Origin of the sequence: Martinezella rhizogenes, from assembly GCF_007002745.1 — a bacterium.
GTDB lineage: Bacteria > Pseudomonadota > Alphaproteobacteria > Rhizobiales > Rhizobiaceae > Agrobacterium > Agrobacterium cucumeris.
Window position 1 is genome coordinate 442,694 of sequence record NZ_SGNY01000001.1, and the last position, 16,504, is coordinate 459,197.

Annotated in this window: 17 protein-coding genes; 4 read left to right on the plus strand and 13 right to left on the minus strand. The window is 60.4% G+C overall.

Translation table 11 applies throughout. The features are described from left to right. Positions 1-48: 48 nt before the first annotated feature. From EXN68_RS02235 to EXN68_RS02265, 7 genes are all read right to left on the minus strand, one after another. Complete coding sequence (locus tag EXN68_RS02235; RefSeq protein ID WP_142839461.1) at positions 49-567, minus strand: tyrosine phosphatase family protein; 519 nt, start codon at positions 565-567, stop codon at positions 49-51. Then, complete coding sequence (locus EXN68_RS02240; RefSeq protein ID WP_161991165.1) at positions 564-1,187, minus strand: HD domain-containing protein; 624 nt, start codon at positions 1,185-1,187, stop codon at positions 564-566. Before EXN68_RS02240 ends, EXN68_RS02235 begins: the two co-directional genes overlap by 4 nt. A gap of 2 nt (positions 1,188-1,189) precedes the next feature. Further along, positions 1,190-2,038 carry a CAF17-like 4Fe-4S cluster assembly/insertion protein YgfZ gene (ygfZ, locus tag EXN68_RS02245; protein ID WP_142839462.1) on the minus strand — a complete coding sequence of 283 codons (849 nt, stop codon included), beginning with the start codon at positions 2,036-2,038 and terminating at the stop codon, positions 1,190-1,192. 122 nt (positions 2,039-2,160) lie between these two features. Then, positions 2,161-2,928 (minus strand): hypothetical protein, encoded by a 768-nt coding sequence (locus EXN68_RS02250; RefSeq protein WP_142839463.1) that lies wholly within the window; start codon positions 2,926-2,928, stop codon positions 2,161-2,163. A gap of 14 nt (positions 2,929-2,942) precedes the next feature. After that, entirely contained in the window at positions 2,943-3,200 is a 258-nt protein-coding gene (locus tag EXN68_RS02255) for a hypothetical protein (RefSeq protein ID WP_003496894.1), read from the minus strand. 105 nt (positions 3,201-3,305) lie between these two features. Beyond that, positions 3,306-3,743 carry a TIGR02301 family protein gene (locus EXN68_RS02260; RefSeq protein ID WP_142839464.1) on the minus strand — a complete coding sequence of 146 codons (438 nt, stop codon included), beginning with the start codon at positions 3,741-3,743 and terminating at the stop codon, positions 3,306-3,308. A 98-nt stretch (positions 3,744-3,841) separates the two neighbouring features. Then, a complete protein-coding gene (locus tag EXN68_RS02265) occupies positions 3,842-4,258 on the minus strand; it encodes an NUDIX hydrolase (RefSeq protein ID WP_142839465.1) in 417 nt (138 codons plus the stop codon). 142 nt (positions 4,259-4,400) lie between these two features. On the opposite strand from EXN68_RS02265, the gene EXN68_RS02270 reads away from it, so the two are divergent. Beyond that, positions 4,401-4,724 carry a YnfA family protein gene (locus tag EXN68_RS02270; protein WP_142839466.1) on the plus strand — a complete coding sequence of 108 codons (324 nt, stop codon included), beginning with the start codon at positions 4,401-4,403 and terminating at the stop codon, positions 4,722-4,724. Positions 4,725-4,734: 10 nt separating this feature from the next. Further along, positions 4,735-5,496 (plus strand): SOS response-associated peptidase, encoded by a 762-nt coding sequence (locus EXN68_RS02275; protein WP_142839467.1) that lies wholly within the window; start codon positions 4,735-4,737, stop codon positions 5,494-5,496. A gap of 451 nt (positions 5,497-5,947) precedes the next feature. Here the strand turns inward: EXN68_RS02275 and EXN68_RS02280 are convergent, their stop codons facing one another. From EXN68_RS02280 to EXN68_RS02300, 6 genes are all read right to left on the minus strand, one after another. Continuing rightward, the gene (locus EXN68_RS02280; RefSeq protein ID WP_142839468.1) at positions 5,948-7,240 is read right to left on the minus strand and encodes a GGDEF domain-containing response regulator; all 1,293 of its coding nucleotides are present in this window, start codon (positions 7,238-7,240) and stop codon (positions 5,948-5,950) included. Positions 7,241-7,629: 389 nt separating this feature from the next. Further along, positions 7,630-7,761 carry a hypothetical protein gene (locus tag EXN68_RS28055; RefSeq protein ID WP_256367995.1) on the minus strand — a complete coding sequence of 44 codons (132 nt, stop codon included), beginning with the start codon at positions 7,759-7,761 and terminating at the stop codon, positions 7,630-7,632. Between the two features lie 171 nt (positions 7,762-7,932). After that, on the minus strand, positions 7,933-8,802 hold the full coding sequence (gene pssA, locus EXN68_RS02285) for a CDP-diacylglycerol--serine O-phosphatidyltransferase (protein ID WP_142839469.1): 870 nt from the start codon (positions 8,800-8,802) through the stop codon (positions 7,933-7,935). Between the two features lie 24 nt (positions 8,803-8,826). Next, positions 8,827-9,561 carry a phosphatidylserine decarboxylase gene (locus EXN68_RS02290; protein WP_142839938.1) on the minus strand — a complete coding sequence of 245 codons (735 nt, stop codon included), beginning with the start codon at positions 9,559-9,561 and terminating at the stop codon, positions 8,827-8,829. A gap of 128 nt (positions 9,562-9,689) precedes the next feature. Further along, positions 9,690-11,576, minus strand: coding sequence for an ABCB family ABC transporter ATP-binding protein/permease (locus EXN68_RS02295; RefSeq protein ID WP_142839470.1), 1,887 nt, complete (start codon positions 11,574-11,576; stop codon positions 9,690-9,692). Between the two features lie 106 nt (positions 11,577-11,682). Then, positions 11,683-13,716 (minus strand): LysM peptidoglycan-binding domain-containing protein, encoded by a 2,034-nt coding sequence (locus EXN68_RS02300; RefSeq protein WP_142839471.1) that lies wholly within the window; start codon positions 13,714-13,716, stop codon positions 11,683-11,685. Positions 13,717-13,872: 156 nt separating this feature from the next. Between EXN68_RS02300 and EXN68_RS02305 the strand changes: the two genes are divergently transcribed. Both EXN68_RS02305 and EXN68_RS02310 read left to right on the plus strand, forming a co-directional pair. Then, positions 13,873-14,493 (plus strand): LOG family protein, encoded by a 621-nt coding sequence (locus EXN68_RS02305; RefSeq protein WP_080842185.1) that lies wholly within the window; start codon positions 13,873-13,875, stop codon positions 14,491-14,493. A 242-nt stretch (positions 14,494-14,735) separates the two neighbouring features. After that, entirely contained in the window at positions 14,736-16,496 is a 1,761-nt protein-coding gene (locus EXN68_RS02310; protein ID WP_142839472.1) for a peptidoglycan D,D-transpeptidase FtsI family protein, read from the plus strand. Positions 16,497-16,504: the final 8 nt, after the last annotated feature.

Below are 16,504 nucleotides of genomic sequence, written 5' to 3' on the forward strand. Positions count from 1 at the left end.
GGGTTGGTAACGAATGGGTGCCGCAGGGGTTCCGCCAAAAATCGGGCGTCAGCCGGCAAGTGGCAACACAAAAGGCACATTGCCGTCGGTATCTGCTCCCCTGCCGATCGTCTTGATTGCCTTGACCAGCCGGCCCTCACGCGCCAGCAGCCGGTCGCCGATCGCGATGATGCGGGCATTGGGGGTGATATAGGGCGAGACGGCGCGCAGGCGAAGCGCAAGCGCCATTTCGTCCTGATCCGGATAAAGGCAAAGTGCGGCAATGACGGCGGCGGCCGGCGAGCGCGAAATCCCCATCCAGCAATGGATGAGCAGCGGTGCTGACTGATCCCATTCCCGGGCAAAATCGATGAGCTTCAGCACATGCGCATCATCAGGGGCGATAAGATTGCCGGTGCCCTTGAAGGCGATGTCGTTCATGGCAAGCGTCAGATGCCGGTCGGCGGCAATCACCGCCGGGCGGTGAAAGCTCTGCTCCTTGGCGATCAGCGTCACCATCTCGCGAGCCTTGTGCTTCACGGCCATTTCCGCGATCCGCGACAGCGGCGATACCACGATGGCCGTCATGTCGTGCTCCCGGTCCCGGTTGCGCGCAGCGCCTCGATTGCTTCGAAACGTTGGATGAACAGTTTCTGTGCTTCCGTCGAGGGCAGGGGCGTGATGGTGAACATGTCGCGGGTGATGCCGCGCGGCAGGCCGAAGAATTTCTGCGCCTCGGCAGTGGAAAAACCGGCAAGCTCCGTCGCCTCGAAAAAGGCGGCCACCGTATCGGCCTTCTTTATGCGGTCCTTCAGATCGCGTGATGCATGCGGCGGCAGGCCGAACCGCAGATGCACGGCGGCCTCCAGCCGCTTCTCGACGGTCTTGTAACCGCCGCCGACCACGGATTTAAACGGTGAGATCATGTCGCCGATGACATACTCCGGCGCATCATGCAGAAGCGCCATCAGCATGTCGCCGGGCGTCGCATCCGTGCACATGCGGCAGAAAATCGTCTCGACGATGAGGCTGTGCTGGGCGACGGAAAAGGCATGATCGCCGCGCGTCTGGCCGTTCCAGCGGGCAACGCGGGCAAGACCATGGGCGATATCGGCGATTTCCACGTCGAGCGGCGAAGGATCAAGCAGATCGAGCCGTCGACCGGAAAGCATGCGCTGCCAGGCGCGCGGACTTTTTGCGGGTGCCACGCCTAGTCCTCCGCCCGCGCCGCCGGATCGGCGGCCGGGAAGGAAAGGCCACTCCAGGCGGGCAGGGCCACGGTTACGGTGGCATCTTCCGCAAGAAGCGGGGTGTCGGAGGCAAGCGCATCGGCAATGCGATCGATCCGCACGATGGCGAGCGCTGTGCTGCCGCAAACGGTCCCGAGCGTGCCGACCGGTTTCCCATTGGCGGTAATCTCTGTCCCGCTGTCTGGAAGCGGACCTTCGGCCGAAACGGTAACCACGCGCCGCCTTGCCGTGCCGCGATGTTTCATGCGTGAGACGACTTCCTGGCCGACGAAGCAGCCTTTCTTGAAGGAAACGCCGTCATTCACATCCATCAGCACATCATGGGGAAATGCATCCTGCAGCGCATAGTCCCGTCCGGATTCGGCAATGCCATGTTCGACGCGCAGCGCATCATAGGCCGCAACGTCGCCGGTGGCGGACGCGCCCGGCAGGCGGAACAGATCAACGCCGGCCTTGGCAAAACGCCCATCCCGGATGCCTGCCTCGGGCGCTTTCTCGTTCCAGAAAACGCTGACACCCTCAGTCGCTTCTGATTTCAGATCAACCGGCGCGCGCAGCTTGTACATGGTCAGGCGGCGCAGCAGCGCATCCTGTTCTGCAGCACCCGTCTCGATCAGGTAATCCGTTCCATCGCGCGCAATCAGGAAATCGAACAGGATCTTGCCCTGCGGCGTCAGCAGCGCCGCAGCGCGGGCTCCGCCCTCGCCCAAATTTTCAACATCGGCGGTGATGAGATTATTCAGAAATTCCTCGGCGCCTGTGCCGGAAACTCTGATCAGGCGGCGGTCGGCAAGAAAGGCGGAAGGCATGGCGTCACCGTTCGGTTCATCGAGACTGCGCGATCTCCGGCAAAATGCAGATGCACTTCGCCGGACGGCTCATTCCGCACAGTTAGGATTTTTACCGGAGAACGGCAAGCACTTGGAGGCGTTCAATCGCCGGCGGTGAAGAACTTCCACTTGCCATCGGGCGAAATGCCGATGCGGTAAAAGCTGTAATTGCCATATTCCTGCATATCCGCCAGATCGCCCGCCGTGATGATGCGCAGCAGTTCCACCTTCTCCGGCGGTGTCAGCGTATTCAGCGGCTTCCCGGCAAAATAGGGGAAGACATAGGCTTCATCAGGCGTGCCGGCATCGATATGGGCATAACCGGTCGACAACAGGTCGATGATGATCGCCAGCACTTCCAGCCCGTCGGGATCGCCGGAATAGCTTTTCAGTGCCGCGATCGGGTCTTCGCTGTCGCTGCCGTCGATGCGGAATTCGTTCTGGCCGGCGGCGATGAAGGGCCGCAATTTTTCGATGTCACCCGAAGCGGCGGCGTCGATGATCTGCTGGCGCAGCTTGCGAACGGCTTCCGGGGCCTTGGAAATGTCGTGCTCGATGACGACGGACATTTCCGGAGCATTGTCCGGCTTGGAGGATTGCTGTTTGGTCTGGGCAGCGGAACGGTCGACCAGGGGGTCGGGCAGGGGAATGCCTTCCGAATCGCCTTCGATTTCGTCCGGCTCCGCGGGCTGGGCCTGCTGCGGCTGGTCACCATTCTGGGCCTGCGGCTCGCTTTCGGTGTTTTGCGCCGGTTTCAGCTCGGAAAGGGCGAAAGCGCGGTTCGGCAAGCCAATCGACCCGGCGGTCAACGCAAGCACGATGGACAGCATGGCGGAAGAGCGCAAAAGCCCCTTGCTCAGGCAAGACATGATAGACCCCGGCTTTACTGTATCACCCGCTGCGGAGAAAATTCGCCTTCAAGCATACGCTGGCGCAGCGATTCCAGCATTGCTTCCGCACCGGCTTCGCCATGCATGCGGATGGTTTCGCGCATGGCCAGAGCAATGGCGGCATCGGCGATGATCTCAGGCTCGATGCCGTCGGCCATGCCGTCAGCCCATGCCTCGTTCTGGTGTTCCAGAGCGACCTGCATCTTTTCATGCACGATCATGTCGTCGATTTCGTTACGGCTCGTCTGCATTTTTCATCCTCGACAGGGCGGGCAAGTCCTTACCACCCTGTTAACAACACTAGCAGCCTTTTATCAAAACGGCACGGGCTGCGGCGAAAAGAGGTTAACAATCCTCTAATTTCCGAACCTGGACGCGATTTCCTGAGCGAGTGTTGCCCCTTCGTTACGGTAGTTCTCTTCTGCCATGACGGCGGCGCGTGTGCAACTGGTGTGGATGGCCGCAAAGGAGCGGTATCCACGGTTGAATGCAGCCGTCATGCGCTGGCGTCTTTCGGGTTCGTTGGCCGTGTCCGCAGCCAGAAGATCGCTCATCGATCCGCGCCAGTCCTCCGGACCGGAAGAGGGGCACAGGGTTCTCAGATATTGCACCGCGCCCAGTATTTCGGAAAGCCGTGCCAGCTTGTCGTCATAGGGAGCGGGTTTGGGCGGCGTCACTTCCGCAGGGCGTACTTCCTTGGAAGCCGCCTTTGAAGGCTGCGCATAAGCGATGCCTTCTTGCCCGGCCGGCAACATGGCCAGGAAAAGAGACAGGAAAATGGTTGATCTTATCAAAATTCTATTCTGCCCCACACATACGCGTGAACTGCTGGCTGGTGAACATCCGGCGGGCGGACATGCCCTAAATAATCGCGATTCTGGCTGGCTGGCAATCATGCAAGCAGGCGCTCGGCGCATTCGACCACGCTTTCAGGCGCCGGCAACCGGCGGATTTCCGCCAATGTGTACCAGCCCGCATCCGCCGCATCGTCGGCCGCCGTCACTGCCGGATCGGCATCCGTTTCCACTGTGAAGACCGACAGGAAATAGTGGCTGGTCAGTACGCCGTCTGCGTCGCGCGACGGCAGGTCGTAGGTCGCGAAGAGTTGCGGTTTGCGTGCGATGATGCCGGTTTCCTCGTGAAGTTCGCGAATTGCCGTCTCCGCCGGTGTTTCCCCCTCTTCGCCGCGCCCGCCCGGAAACGCGAACATGTCCTTTGACGGCGGATTGATTCGGCGCACGAGAAGCAGCCGGTCGCCATTCCTGACGATGGCAGAGGAGGCGGGGCGGGGCTTGATGCGAAGGGTCATTGATAGTTTCACTCGTTTCGGCCGTCTGGGGCCTGTCTGCATATTGTGGTGCGAGAGCGCCGATGCGCCCTTTCGGATAAGGCGCGGAGGCTCTAACCTGTTGCGAACAACACGCCCCATTGTGCACGCAGAAGACGGTGGAATGAAGGTCTATCTTATCTATGTATTGGCGGCACTTGCGGAAATCGCCGGTTGCTTCTCCTTCTGGGCCTGGCTGAAACTCGGCAAGCCGGTCTGGATATTATTGCCGGGCATGCTGTCGCTTGCCGCTTTCGCCTGGCTATTGGCACTGGTGCCGACCGAGACGGCGGGCAGAGCCTATGCCGCCTATGGTGGGATTTACATCGCCGCATCGCTTCTCTGGCTCTGGGGCGTTGAAGGGCAATTGCCGGATAAATGGGATGTCGCCGGCGGCGCCGTCTGCCTCGCCGGCACGGCCATCATCCTGTTCGGACCACGCGCCTGAGGAGAAGAAGATGTGCGGACGTTTTGTCCTGAAGGCGACGCCGGAAGAAATCGCCGATTATCTCGATCTGATCGGGCTTGAGGATTTTCCCGCCCGTTTCAACATTGCGCCCACCCAGCCGGTTCTGGTGGTGCTGGAAGGCGAGCGGCAGGAGCGCGGTAGCAACCTGCCCAACCGCCGGGCGGTGCTGGTCCGCTGGGGCTTTCTGCCGGGCTGGGTGAAGGACCCCAAGGATTTTCCCCTGCTCATTAATGCCCGTTCGGAAACCGCCATCGGCAAGGCCTCCTTCCGCGCCGCCATGCGCCATCGCCGCGTGCTCATTCCAGCCACCGGCTTTTACGAATGGCGTCGACCATCAAAGGAGGAGGGCGGCAAGCCGCAACCCTATTTCATCCGCCCGAAAAACGGCGGCATCGTCGCCTTTGCCGGCCTCATGGAAACATGGTCTTCCGCTGACGGATCTGAAGTTGATACCGGCGCAATCCTGACGACGGCCGCCAATGCCGCGGTCGGCCGCATTCACGACCGCATGCCTGTCGTCATCGCGCCCGAGGATTTCAGTCGCTGGCTGGACTGCAAGACGCAGGAACCGCGCGAGGTGGCCGATCTGATGCGGCCGGCCCAGGACGATTTCTTCGAGATGATCCCGGTGTCAGACAAGGTCAACAAGGTCGCCAATGTCGGCGCCGATCTCATCGAGCCGGTGCCGGAAAGCGCGCCTCTGGCCAAGATCAAGCCGCCGAAGGACGAGGGGCAGATGTCGCTGTTCTGACGTGATTCCCTAGGCCCGTGATTCCAAAGGCCAATGAATAGGGCCGGACGTTGCCGCATATTTCTTCTCCCCGGTCGGGGAGAAGGTGGCCCGAAGGATCGGATGAGGAGGCGACGCCAGCGAGAGACGGAGAGCTTGCCCCCTCATCCCGCTGCCGCGGACTTCTCCCCTCGGGGAGGAGAAACAAGCGGCATTCGCTCATTTCTAACATGGTGAAGCGGATTCGATTTGGCGACGCTGGCGTTCTTGGGACAGTAATGAAGGGGCAGGATATCGCCCCTTGTTTCTTCTCCCCGCCGGGGAGAAGGTGGCCCGAAGGGTCGGATGAGGGGGCGACGCCAGCGAGAGACGGAGAGCTTGCCCCCTCATCCCGCTGCCGCGGACTTCTCCCCGGCGGGGAGAAGAAACAAGCGGCATTCGCTCGGACCACGACCCTGTCTACGGGAAAATCTTAGCCGTTCTGCCCCATCTTCTGCAGGCCTTCCTGGATCATCACGTCGGAATACACCCGGTTGCGGCCATTCGCCTTGGCGAGATAGAGCAGCTGGTCGGCGGCATTCAGCTGGTTGTCGAAAGGTTCGCCCTTTTCGATTTCCACCACGCCGAGCGAAATCGTCAGCGCCAGGCTGCTGCCGCTCAGCTGGCGGCCGTTGCTTTCAACAGCGCAGCGCAGTTCCTCGCAAAACTGATAGGCGGCATGGGCATCCAGGCCGCGCAGGAACACGGCGAACTCCTCGCCGCCGAGGCGGGCGGGAATATGGCGCTTCTCATGACACATGTCGTGCAGCAGTTCGGCAAGCTTCTTCAGCGCCCGGTCGCCGGCATCGTGCCCGAGCGTGTCGTTGATCTTCTTGAAATGGTCGATGTCGAGAATGGCGACCGCACCGTTTTCGTCGTTGTCGTTGATGATATCCATTAACGCCCGGGTACGCTCGAAGAAGGAGCGGCGGTTCGGCAGGCCGGTCAGATGGTCTCGTTCGGCCAGTTCGCGCAGGCGTTTCAGCTGCTTCAGCGTTTCGATATTATTGTCGATACGGCACTGCAACTCTTCCGGCACGAAGGGGCGATAAACGAAATCCGATGCGCCTGCCTTGAGGAAACTGGCCGAAAGCAGCCGGTCGGTGGAGGACGAGATGCCGATCACCCGCAGATCCTCCGAGGAACGGCTGTCGCAGATGCGGCGCGTCAGCTCATAACCGTCCATGTCAGGCATATGATAATCGGTGATGACGAGCTGGATCGAGGGATCCTGTGACAGGATTTCCAGCGCCCGGTTGCCCGAATGAGCCTCGCTGACCTTGAAATTCTGCCGTTCCAATATTTCCACCAGGCCGGAACGCGCCGTGCGCGCATCATCGACCACCAGAACGGAAAAGCGCCGGTTGGTCAAAATCCGGTCGACGGTCTTGACCACCGCATCGACGGTGCGATGCCCGTCCTTGACGATATAATCGATGATCTTCTTTTCGGCGTAACGTTTGCGCGCCTCTTCATCCACCGTTGCGGTGAAGACGATCGCCGGCACCTTGCGCTCGGAAAGAAGGCCTAAAATCTCGCCCTTCGGCGCGTCAGGCAGGTTGAGCCCCGTCAGCGCCAGCGTAAAATCATGGACGCTCAGAAGGGCATCGGCGGTAGCCATGCTGTCACAATGAATGACCTCAGCCTCGGTCTCTTCCGAGAGCCGCGACTTCAGCAGCATGGAAAGAGCAACGGAATCTTCAATCAGAAGGATTTTATCCTGCATGGCCGTCCCAAGCCCCCCTGGCCTGTCTTCACAATCTTTCCTGAACACCGGATATTCGTCATCCGCATGTCTGCGGATTTGGAAGTCGGCTTATGCATTGTTTTGGAAAAAACTGCGAAAAATAGAAAATTCTTTGTTATTCACTAGTCTATACGTTTGCGCTCGTACAGACGTTTCGTAGAGGCCGCGCTTTTTACTTCATTTTCGTTGCGGCTTCGTTACAAAAAGTTCCTGAATTTATGAATACCGGTCGTTCATGCTGCATGCCGGATAAAAAACGGCGCCGTTAAAGGCGCCGCGCGATTGCTGAAGTTCTGCCGGGGAATGTTGATTCTTGACCCGATGCACCAGATGATCCGAAAACCGCTGGCCAAAAAAACTTAATGTTTTCAGGCGGGTTTGACGGCTGGCTTGCGCTTCAGCATCAGGGCTGCGGCCGCGACGGCCTTCAGTCCAAGCGGGCGGTAGTGGCTTTTGAGGTCCGGCTTCGCCTGCGGCTGTGCCTTCGTCTCGTTCGTCATTTCTTTTCTCCATAATTCACGCCATTCGCCGGTGCGAAGCGTGTGAAGCCCCTTTCTCGGGGGTAATCTTGACGGATTCGAGGCGAAAAAAAATGAAGCCGGCTTTGAGGGATGCGACATTTTGCGCCACATCCGCCGGCAAGGTCCCGCAGGAAAAATAAACCTATGGTTTCAAATACCGCGATCGAGGCCGTTTCCGCCATTCGCCTCATCATGCGCGTCTTCTTCGATGGTCAGCGTGCCATAGCGGCGATGCCACAGGCGGGCACTGATGGGAATGAAGACGAGATAAGCGGCAACGGTCAGAACCAGCACTTCCCAGGTGAAGCTCATCAGCATCGCCACGTAGAGCACGACGACGAGGATCATCGGCAGCACCAGATCGCGGCGAATGCGGCTGGTGCCTGATTTCCCCGACCAGACCGGCAGGCGGCTGATGAGGAGATAACCGATCAGTACGGTATAGGCGGCGGCGACATAGGCGAAGGGCTTGTCCGGCTCCACGCCGAGGAAGCCGAGATAGACAGGCAGAAGCACCAGCATGGCGCCCATGGGAGCCGGAACACCCACGAAGAATTCGTTCTGCCAGGGCGCTTTCACCGGCCGTTCGATCATCACGTTGAAGCGCGCCAGGCGCAGGCCGGCGGCAATGACATAGATGAGCGCGGCGATCCAGCCGATGGAGCGCGCCTGATCGAGCAGATAGGCATAGACCACGAGGGCAGGGGCGACACCGAAATTGACGATGTCGGCCAGACTATCCATCTGTTCGCCAAATTTGGAGGTCGCCTTCATCATGCGGGCGATGCGCCCGTCGATACCGTCGAGGAAGGCGGCGAGCAGCACCATGCCGACGGCCAGCTCAAAGCGGCCTTCGATGGCGAGACGCACGCCGCTCAGGCCCGCACAGATGGCCAGAACGGTGATGAGATTGGGTATTACGAGGCGGAAGGGAATTTCCCGCAGACGTGGTCCCCGGCCGCTATCCTTGTGGCCCTCCTGTTTTCCGTTCTGTTGCGGCTCGGCGATCGGCGTTTCCATGGCGCATGCCCTTCCTGATTGTCATCAGCCGCGGCGGCTGATGACCGGGCCTTTGGCGGAGCCGAATTCGGCAAGTACGGTTTCACCGGCAACGGCCGTCTGGCCGACGGAAACGCGTGGCTGGAAACCTTCCGGCAGGAAGATGTCGAGACGCGAACCGAAACGGATAAGGCCGAAACGCTCACCGGCATCAACTGGTTCATTCGGCTTGACCCAGCAGACGATACGGCGGGCAACCATGCCGGCGATCTGCACCACGCCGACCTTGCCATGCGCCGTCTCGATGACGAGGCCGTTACGCTCGTTGTCTTCGGAAGCCTTGTCCACTTCCGCATTGAGGAAGAGGCCGGGGCGGTAAGCGACATTGACGATGCGGCCACGCACCGGCGCGCGGTTCACATGGCAGTTGAACACGTTCATGAATACCGAGATGCGCACCATCGGCTCCTTGCCGAGTTCCAGCTCCAGCGGCGGAACGACGGTCTGGACGGCGGAAACCTTGCCATCGGCGGGGCTGATGATCAGGTCGTCATCCTGTGGTGTGACGCGCTCGGGGTCGCGGAAGAAATACGCGCACCAGGCCGTCAGTACGAGACCGACCCAGAATAGCGGTTCGGAAATCCAGCCGAGCACCAGCGATGCGACGAAGAAGGCGGCGACAAAGACGTAACCTTCCTTGTGGATCGGTACGATGGTGTTGCGAATGGTGTCGAACAGACTCATGAGATTCCTTGCTCCGGTTTCCGTTGTCGCGTCTATATGTGGTCGTGATACGACACGATCCACACGGCAATGCGACAAATTTTGCCTAGCTGGTTACAGCCAAACGACCCGCCCGGCAATGGCCCGGTGGATCTGCGCCCCCGGTTATCAGGGGTTTATGCCCGTCAATGCGCCGGTTCGCCGCGGTCCACGACGCCGAGATCGTCGGTTTCGCGAACATGGCGCAGCATCTCTTCCGCCCGGATGGCTTCGCGCTGACGGCTCCACATCGAGGCGTAGAGGCCGTTCTGCGCCATCAGCGAGGCGTGTGTTCCGCGCTCGGCGATCAGCCCTTCCTTCAAGACGATGATCTCATCCGCGTGGATGACGGTGGAAAGACGATGGGCGATGACCAGCGTGGTGCGGTTTTTCGAGACGATGTCGAGCGCGCTCTGGATCTCCTGCTCGGTATGCGTATCGAGCGCCGAAGTTGCCTCATCGAGAATGAGGATCGGCGGGGCTTTGAGAATGGTTCGGGCAATCGCCACGCGCTGCTTTTCACCACCCGACAGTTTCAGGCCCCGTTCGCCGACCATGGTCGCATAACCCTCCGGCAGTTTGCCGATGAAGGCGCTGATCTGCGCCGCTTCCGCTGCGGCCATCACCTCCTCCTGCGTTGCCAAGGGGCGGCCGTAACGGATGTTGTAGGCCAGCGTATCGTTGAACAGCACGGTATCCTGCGGCACCATGCCGATCACCGAACGCAGGCTCTTTTGCGTCACGTCGCGAATATCCTGCCCGTCGATTGTGACGGCGCCTTCCTGGATATCGTAGAAACGATAAAGCAGCCGCGAGATCGTCGATTTTCCCGCACCCGAAGGCCCGACGATCGCCACCGTCTTTCCGGCCGGTACGTCGAAGGAAACACCCTTCAAAATCGGCCTTTCAGGATCATAGGCAAAATGCACGTCGCGGAACGAGATGGCGCCCGGTCCGGCGCCAAGCGGTTTTGCATCCGCCCGGTCGGTAACCTCGGCCTCGACCTCGAGAAGGTCGAACATCTGCTCTATGTCGGTCAGACCCTGACGGATTTCGCGATAAACGAAACCGATGAAGTTCAGTGGCACGGAAAGCTGCAGCAGCAGCGCATTGACGAAGACGAAATCGCCGATGGTCTGTTCGCCGCGCTGCACGGCGAGCGCCGACATCACCATCATGACGGTGGAACCGATGCCGAAGATCACGCCCTGGCCGAAGTTCAGCCAGCCGAGCGAGGTCCAGATCGAGATCGCCGATTTTTCGTAACGCTCCATCGCAACGTCGAAGCGCTTTGCCTCCATCTCCTCGTTACCGAAATATTTGACGGTCTCGAAATTCAGAAGCGAGTCGATTGCCTTTGTATTGGCGTCGGTATCGCTGTCATTCATGGCGCGGCGGATGGAGATGCGCCAGTTGCTGGCCCGGACGGTGAACCAGATATAGGCCCAGACGGTGATGACGGTGACCAGCACATAGGAAAAACCGTATGACGCCCAGAAAATAACAGCCGTCAGCAGGAATTCGATGAAGGTCGGCGCGGTGTTGAGAATGGTGAAACGGACAATGGTTTCGATGCCCTTGGTGCCACGCTCGATAACCCGCGAAAGCCCGCCGGTCTTGCGTTCCAGATGGAAACGCAGGGAAAGCCGGTGCATGTGCACGAAGGTTCGATAGGCCAGCTGGCGCACCGCATGCTGGCCGACGCTGGCAAACAGCGAATCGCGCAGCTGGTTGAGCCCGACCTGTATCAGCCGCGTCAGATTATAGGCGATGACCAGTGCGACTGCGCCGAGCAGGAAGGCCGGAACCAGCCCTGCCATGTCTAGTTTGCCGTTCAGTGCATCCGTTGCCCATTTGAAGAAATAGGGAACGGCGATCAACACCAGCTTGGCGACGACAAGGAACACGGTTGCCCAGATCACCCGCATCTTCAGGTCCCACCGGCCCTCCGGCCACATATAGGGCCAGAGATTGATCAGGGTCTGGGTCGGATTGCTGGAATCCGCTGAAATGGTTTTTTTCTTCGTGGCCATCATTCTCTCCGGTCACTGCCGGAAGCCGACAGCATGACGGCGGCTTTCGCCGCCGTGCTTGTCACAGATGGGATTGTCGCGGCTTAACCGCAACCTCTTCGGCGCTTTAGGAGCCGCCCTTCAGCCGTTTGCGGTGGAGTTCTTCCGCATTCGGCAGGGCCTTTTCCGGTACACCGAAAATCTGGCCGGGCTCGATGAGGTCAGGATTTTTGATCTGGTCCTCATTGGCGAGGTAGATCGTCGTGTAACGCACGCCCTGTCCATAAACGCGCCGGGAAATCTGCCACAGCGTATCGCCGCGGCGGATGATGACGCTGTTTTGGCTTTCGGCGAGCGGTGCCTGCTCGAAGGTCTGCGGGCCGGCAGGTGCCTGCGGCGCGGGCGCGGCTGGTGCGGTAATGTGCAGTTCGGTCAGTCGGCTTGCGAGCGATGCGATGCCCTTGCCGATGGCCGCCACATCATTCGGCCATGCCTCGACCGATGCCAGCAGATCGCGCGCCTTGGCGGTGATGCCACCTGCAAAGGCGGTGAAGGCCGGCTCTGTTGCCGCGGCGGTGCGGAATTCGGAGAGCGACTTCAGGGCAATCACTACCGCGGAGCGGCCGGCAATCGCCTGATCCAGCGCCGGTGTCGCCTGATCCCTGTAGAGATTGGAAAGAATGCCGAAAGCCTTGGAAACGTCGTCACGCAGCTTTTCAAAGGCGGCGCGGTCGATTGCCGTGCTCTGGTTTTCAGCCGGCGCGGCTGTGGTGGCGGCGGGCGAGGCGGTCGTCGCCTGCATGGCAACGGTTGCCTGATCGGTCTGTGGCCGCTCGAAGGGAACACGCACGCGCAGCTTCACCGTGCCGTCGGCATTCAGTTCCTCGACGGTGATGATATGGCTGCCAACGGCAAGATCGACATCACCTTCGACGACGAAATGACCGGAGGCTTCCGTAATGCTCTTGCCGATTTCCCGGTCATCGACCAGCGCACGCACCGTCGAACCGGCAGGTGCGGAACCTGCGACAAAAATCTTCGATCCCTCAAATTCCACGGCGGTGACCTGAACGGTCGAGGCAGCAGTCTGAGCCGGAGCGGAACCGGCCGGAGGGGGAGCCGTCACTCCGGCAACGGCTGCAGGGGGAGGGGCGGCATTGCCGGTTTCGGCGGTTGCGGCTGCGGGCTGTCCCGATTGTGCGGTCTGCAGTGCTGGAGGTGCAGCCTCCGGCATTGCCAGCACGCGGCTTGCCTCGCCGGGCTTGGAAACCATCGCCAGAAGTTCGCCGGCCTTGCCGTTGGGCACCGAGACGGTTGCCACTTCTTCGGATTGTGTCGCCTTGCCGCTGGTGTCGGTGGAACGCAGCACCAGCTCATGGTCGCCCGGCGGCAGGGGATTGTCGAAAACCGCGGCGAAATCGCCGGTGCCGTCGATGGTCGTCTGGGCGATCACCTTGCCGTTGCTGAGAATTTCGAGCTTGGCACCCGGCTGCGCCTTGCCGGCGACCACGGCCGAACCATCCGGCTCGACGCGCAACACGTCAAAGGTCGGCACGCCGGGCGTTGCCTGCGCAGCCCCGGCAGGAGCCGTGGTGGCAGGTGCAGCGGCGGGCTGTGCCGGCTGCGCTGCGCCATCGTCGGTGCCGGCAAAAACGCCTGCCAGGCGGCGGATCTGGGCTGCGGCGGCTGCCGCATTGTCGGGCAGACCGCGCAGGAAGGCCGTGGTGCGCTCGGCCGCCGTGCGCGCGGTGGTGATCAGCCGCGAGGTCGTTTCGTCCAGCGATTCCGGGATTTCGATATTGGTCAGTTCCTTGAGCGAAGCTTCGACCTTTTTGCGCGCCGCTGCGAAATCGGCGTCGGAGGGAACCTTGCTGTCGGCGAAAAGCGTGGTCAGATCCTTGATCGACTGGGTTGCAGAGGCCGCCAGCCGCCCCACCTTGTCGGCGATATTGGCGGTTTCCTCAGCGGCGTCGGACAGGATGTCGCCCGCCTTGTCGCCACCCATTTCAACGCTGTTCTTCACCGCATTGCCGGCCTCGTTGATGGCCTCGCCGATCGGTTTGCCGTCGTTGGAAATCCTCGGCAGGACGAAAAAGATCATGAGCAGGGACGCAACGCCCAGCACGATCAGCGCCAGCAAACCGGCTTTATTGTTTTTCATCCTGGAATCTCCGGGTATTTCAAGCTTTTCACACGAGTTGAGATTGCTAGCGTCTTACCTGGCGCCAGACAAGCGGCGTGTGGCCAAAAGGCCATATTTACAAGGGATTTCCCAAATTTTCTTGACGTGCAGCATCCCGCATAGTTCCTTCCTCTCATGACGGACAAAAATACAGCGATTCGATCCATCTGCGTTTATTGCGGCTCGCAGCCCGGGCGTGATCCAGCTCACATGGAAGCAGGCCGCGCGCTTGGGAAATCCATTGCCGAAAACGGCATCCGCCTCGTTTATGGCGGCGGCACCAAGGGCATCATGGGCGCGGTTGCCAGCGGCGTTCTTTCCAACGGCGGCGAAGTGACGGGTATCATACCGGAATTTCTGGTCGATATGGAGGCAACGCGCCATTCTCTCGGACAATTGAACGAGCTTGTCGTCACCAAGGACATGCATGAGCGCAAACATATGATGTTTGAGCGCTCGGATGCCTTCGTGACCCTGCCGGGCGGTGTCGGCACCCTGGAAGAGATCGTCGAGATCATGACCTGGGCGCAGCTTGGCCGCCACGCCAAGCCGATGGTCTTTGCCAATATCAACGGTTTCTGGAACCCGATGCTGGAGCTGGTGCAGCACATGCGCGACCAGGGCTTCATCCATCGCGCCCACCTCTTGAACCCGCTTGTCGTCGACGAGGTGAAAGACATCGTGCCCGCCATCATCGACCGGGCGCTGGCGCAGCAGAACCCGGAAGGCGACCCTTCGGTCATTTCCCGCCTCTGAAACTTGTTGCCCTGGAGCGCGCAGCGTTTTCGGGGTAACGGCATGCATCACGCATGGAAAAATCGTTAATGAACCGCCGCGCGGTTCATTATAATTTTAAGTGTATATTAATACAGATTTAACAGCGGCATTGCTCCGCCCGCTCTTTTCATGGCCCCGCGACTGATCCTGTGCCAGCGTCACCAGGACGTTGGCTGTCGCGGAATCTCTTTTCGCCGCCATGAGATTGGGTGCATCAGGAAATGATTGCTTTTGTGGTGCGGCTTAAAAGCCGGGCGCATTTCATTATTCAGAGAAGCCCGCTGAGGGGCAGGGAAGGCGTGCTTGGTTCCGCCGCCCGCCGCCGGGTGGATACGCGCATGCGGCTTGGTATCCTGATCGCCGTCTTCGTCGCCATCTATGCCGTCGTGGCTGCGCGCCTCGTTCAATATGGGCTTGCGCAACCCGTCGCAACCGCCTGGATCAACACCGGCGCCACCGCCGTCGCGTCGCGGCCGGATATCGTCGACCGCAACGGCAAGCTGCTGGCCACCGATCTCAACATGGTGTCGCTTTATGCCGATCCGCGCCGGGTTGTCGATCCGGACGAGGTGGTGGAGAAGCTGGCGACCGTCATCCCCAATCTCGACTGGCGCGACACGCATCGCAGATTGCGTTCGGATAGCGGTTTCCAATGGCTGCGACGCCAGCTTACGCCCCGTCAGCAGGCGGATATCCTCAATCTCGGCATACCCGGCATCGGCTTCCGGCCGGAAAAGCGCCGGTTTTATCCGGGCGGCCCGACGGCCTCGCATATTATTGGCCACGTGAATGTCGATAATCAGGGCCTCGCCGGCATGGAGCGTTATCTCGACCAGCAGGGGCTCGCCGATCTGCGCGCCACCGGTCTTGCAAGCGGCGTGGCGCTGGAGCCGGTGAAACTGTCGATCGATCTGCGGGTGCAGAACATCGTCCGTGAGATCGTCATGAAGGCGAAAACCGACTATCAGGCGGAAGCGGCGGGCGCGGTGATCCTTGACGTGGAGACGGGCGAGGTGCTGGCCATGGCCTCGGTGCCGGACTACGACCCCAACGAACCGTCCCGTACGCTTGCCGATGGCAGCATCGACAGGGAGTATGAAAAGGGCTGGTTCAACCGCATGAGCAACGCCACCTTCGAGATGGGCTCCACCTTCAAGAGCTTCACGCTCGCCATGGGGCTGGAGGCAGGCGCGATCACGCTGAATTCGGTGGTTGACGCGTCGCGGCCGATCCGCATGGGCGGCTTCACCATCAAGGATTTCTGGGGCAAGAACCGCCCGCTTTCAATCGCGGAAGTGTTTCAATACTCATCCAACATCGGCACGGCGGCGGTTGCCGACATGGTCGGTGTCGAAGGCCACCAGCAGTTCCTGACGAAACTCGGGCTGCTGTCGCGCATGGAGACCGAGATGCCGGGCGTGGCCACGCCAACCCAGCCGAGGACATGGAAGAAGATCAATTCCGTCACTATTTCCTTCGGGCACGGTATAGCCACCACACCATTGCAGACGGCGGTTGCCGCCGCAGCGCTTATCAATGGCGGAAACCTGATTTCACCGACTTTCCTGTCGCGTTCAAGGGAAGATGCGGCAACGGTTTCCCGTGCCGTCATCAAGGGAAAGACCAGCGCCGATATGCGTTATCTTTTCAACTGGAATGGTATCAAGGGCTCCGGCAGGCGTGCGCAGGTCGAAGGATTTCACGTCGGTGGCAAGACCGGCACCGCTGACAAGGTCATCAACGGCCGCTACGCCAAGGATATCAATTTCAACAGCTTCGTCGCCGCCTTTCCGATGCATAAGCCGAGATATGTCGTGCTGTCGATGATCGATGCGCCAAAGACGGGTGAGAACGGCGGCCGCACGGCAGCCTCCACCGCAGCGCCGATGATCCGCGAAATCGTCGCCCAGACGGCAGCGCTCCTCGGTGTCAAACCGCGTTTCGGTTACGAAGCGGATCCGCAATTGCTGATGGATTATTGATGTCCGCC

Bases quoted from the DNA above. Each gene is read 5' to 3' on its own strand.
- EXN68_RS02235 (WP_142839461.1), bottom strand. From the start codon at position 567: ATGACGGCCATCGTGGTATCGCCGCTGTCGCGGATCGCGGAAATGGCC.
- EXN68_RS02255 (WP_003496894.1), bottom strand. From the start codon at position 3,200: ATGCAGACGAGCCGTAACGAAATCGACGACATGATCGTGCATGAAAAG.
- EXN68_RS02275 (WP_142839467.1), top strand. From the start codon at position 4,735: ATGTGCGGACGTTTTGTCCTGAAGGCGACGCCGGAAGAAATCGCCGAT.
- EXN68_RS02310 (WP_142839472.1), top strand. From the start codon at position 14,736: ATGATTGCTTTTGTGGTGCGGCTTAAAAGCCGGGCGCATTTCATTATT.
- EXN68_RS02305 (WP_080842185.1), top strand. From the start codon at position 13,873: ATGACGGACAAAAATACAGCGATTCGATCCATCTGCGTTTATTGCGGC.
- EXN68_RS02265 (WP_142839465.1), bottom strand. From the start codon at position 4,258: ATGACCCTTCGCATCAAGCCCCGCCCCGCCTCCTCTGCCATCGTCAGG.
- pssA (WP_142839469.1), bottom strand. From the start codon at position 8,802: ATGGAAACGCCGATCGCCGAGCCGCAACAGAACGGAAAACAGGAGGGC.
- EXN68_RS28055 (WP_256367995.1), bottom strand. From the start codon at position 7,761: ATGACGAACGAGACGAAGGCACAGCCGCAGGCGAAGCCGGACCTCAAA.
- EXN68_RS02250 (WP_142839463.1), bottom strand. From the start codon at position 2,928: ATGTCTTGCCTGAGCAAGGGGCTTTTGCGCTCTTCCGCCATGCTGTCC.
- ygfZ (WP_142839462.1), bottom strand. From the start codon at position 2,038: ATGCCTTCCGCCTTTCTTGCCGACCGCCGCCTGATCAGAGTTTCCGGC.
- EXN68_RS02280 (WP_142839468.1), bottom strand. From the start codon at position 7,240: ATGCAGGATAAAATCCTTCTGATTGAAGATTCCGTTGCTCTTTCCATG.
- EXN68_RS02300 (WP_142839471.1), bottom strand. From the start codon at position 13,716: ATGAAAAACAATAAAGCCGGTTTGCTGGCGCTGATCGTGCTGGGCGTT.
- EXN68_RS02295 (WP_142839470.1), bottom strand. From the start codon at position 11,576: ATGGCCACGAAGAAAAAAACCATTTCAGCGGATTCCAGCAATCCGACC.
- EXN68_RS02270 (WP_142839466.1), top strand. From the start codon at position 4,401: ATGAAGGTCTATCTTATCTATGTATTGGCGGCACTTGCGGAAATCGCC.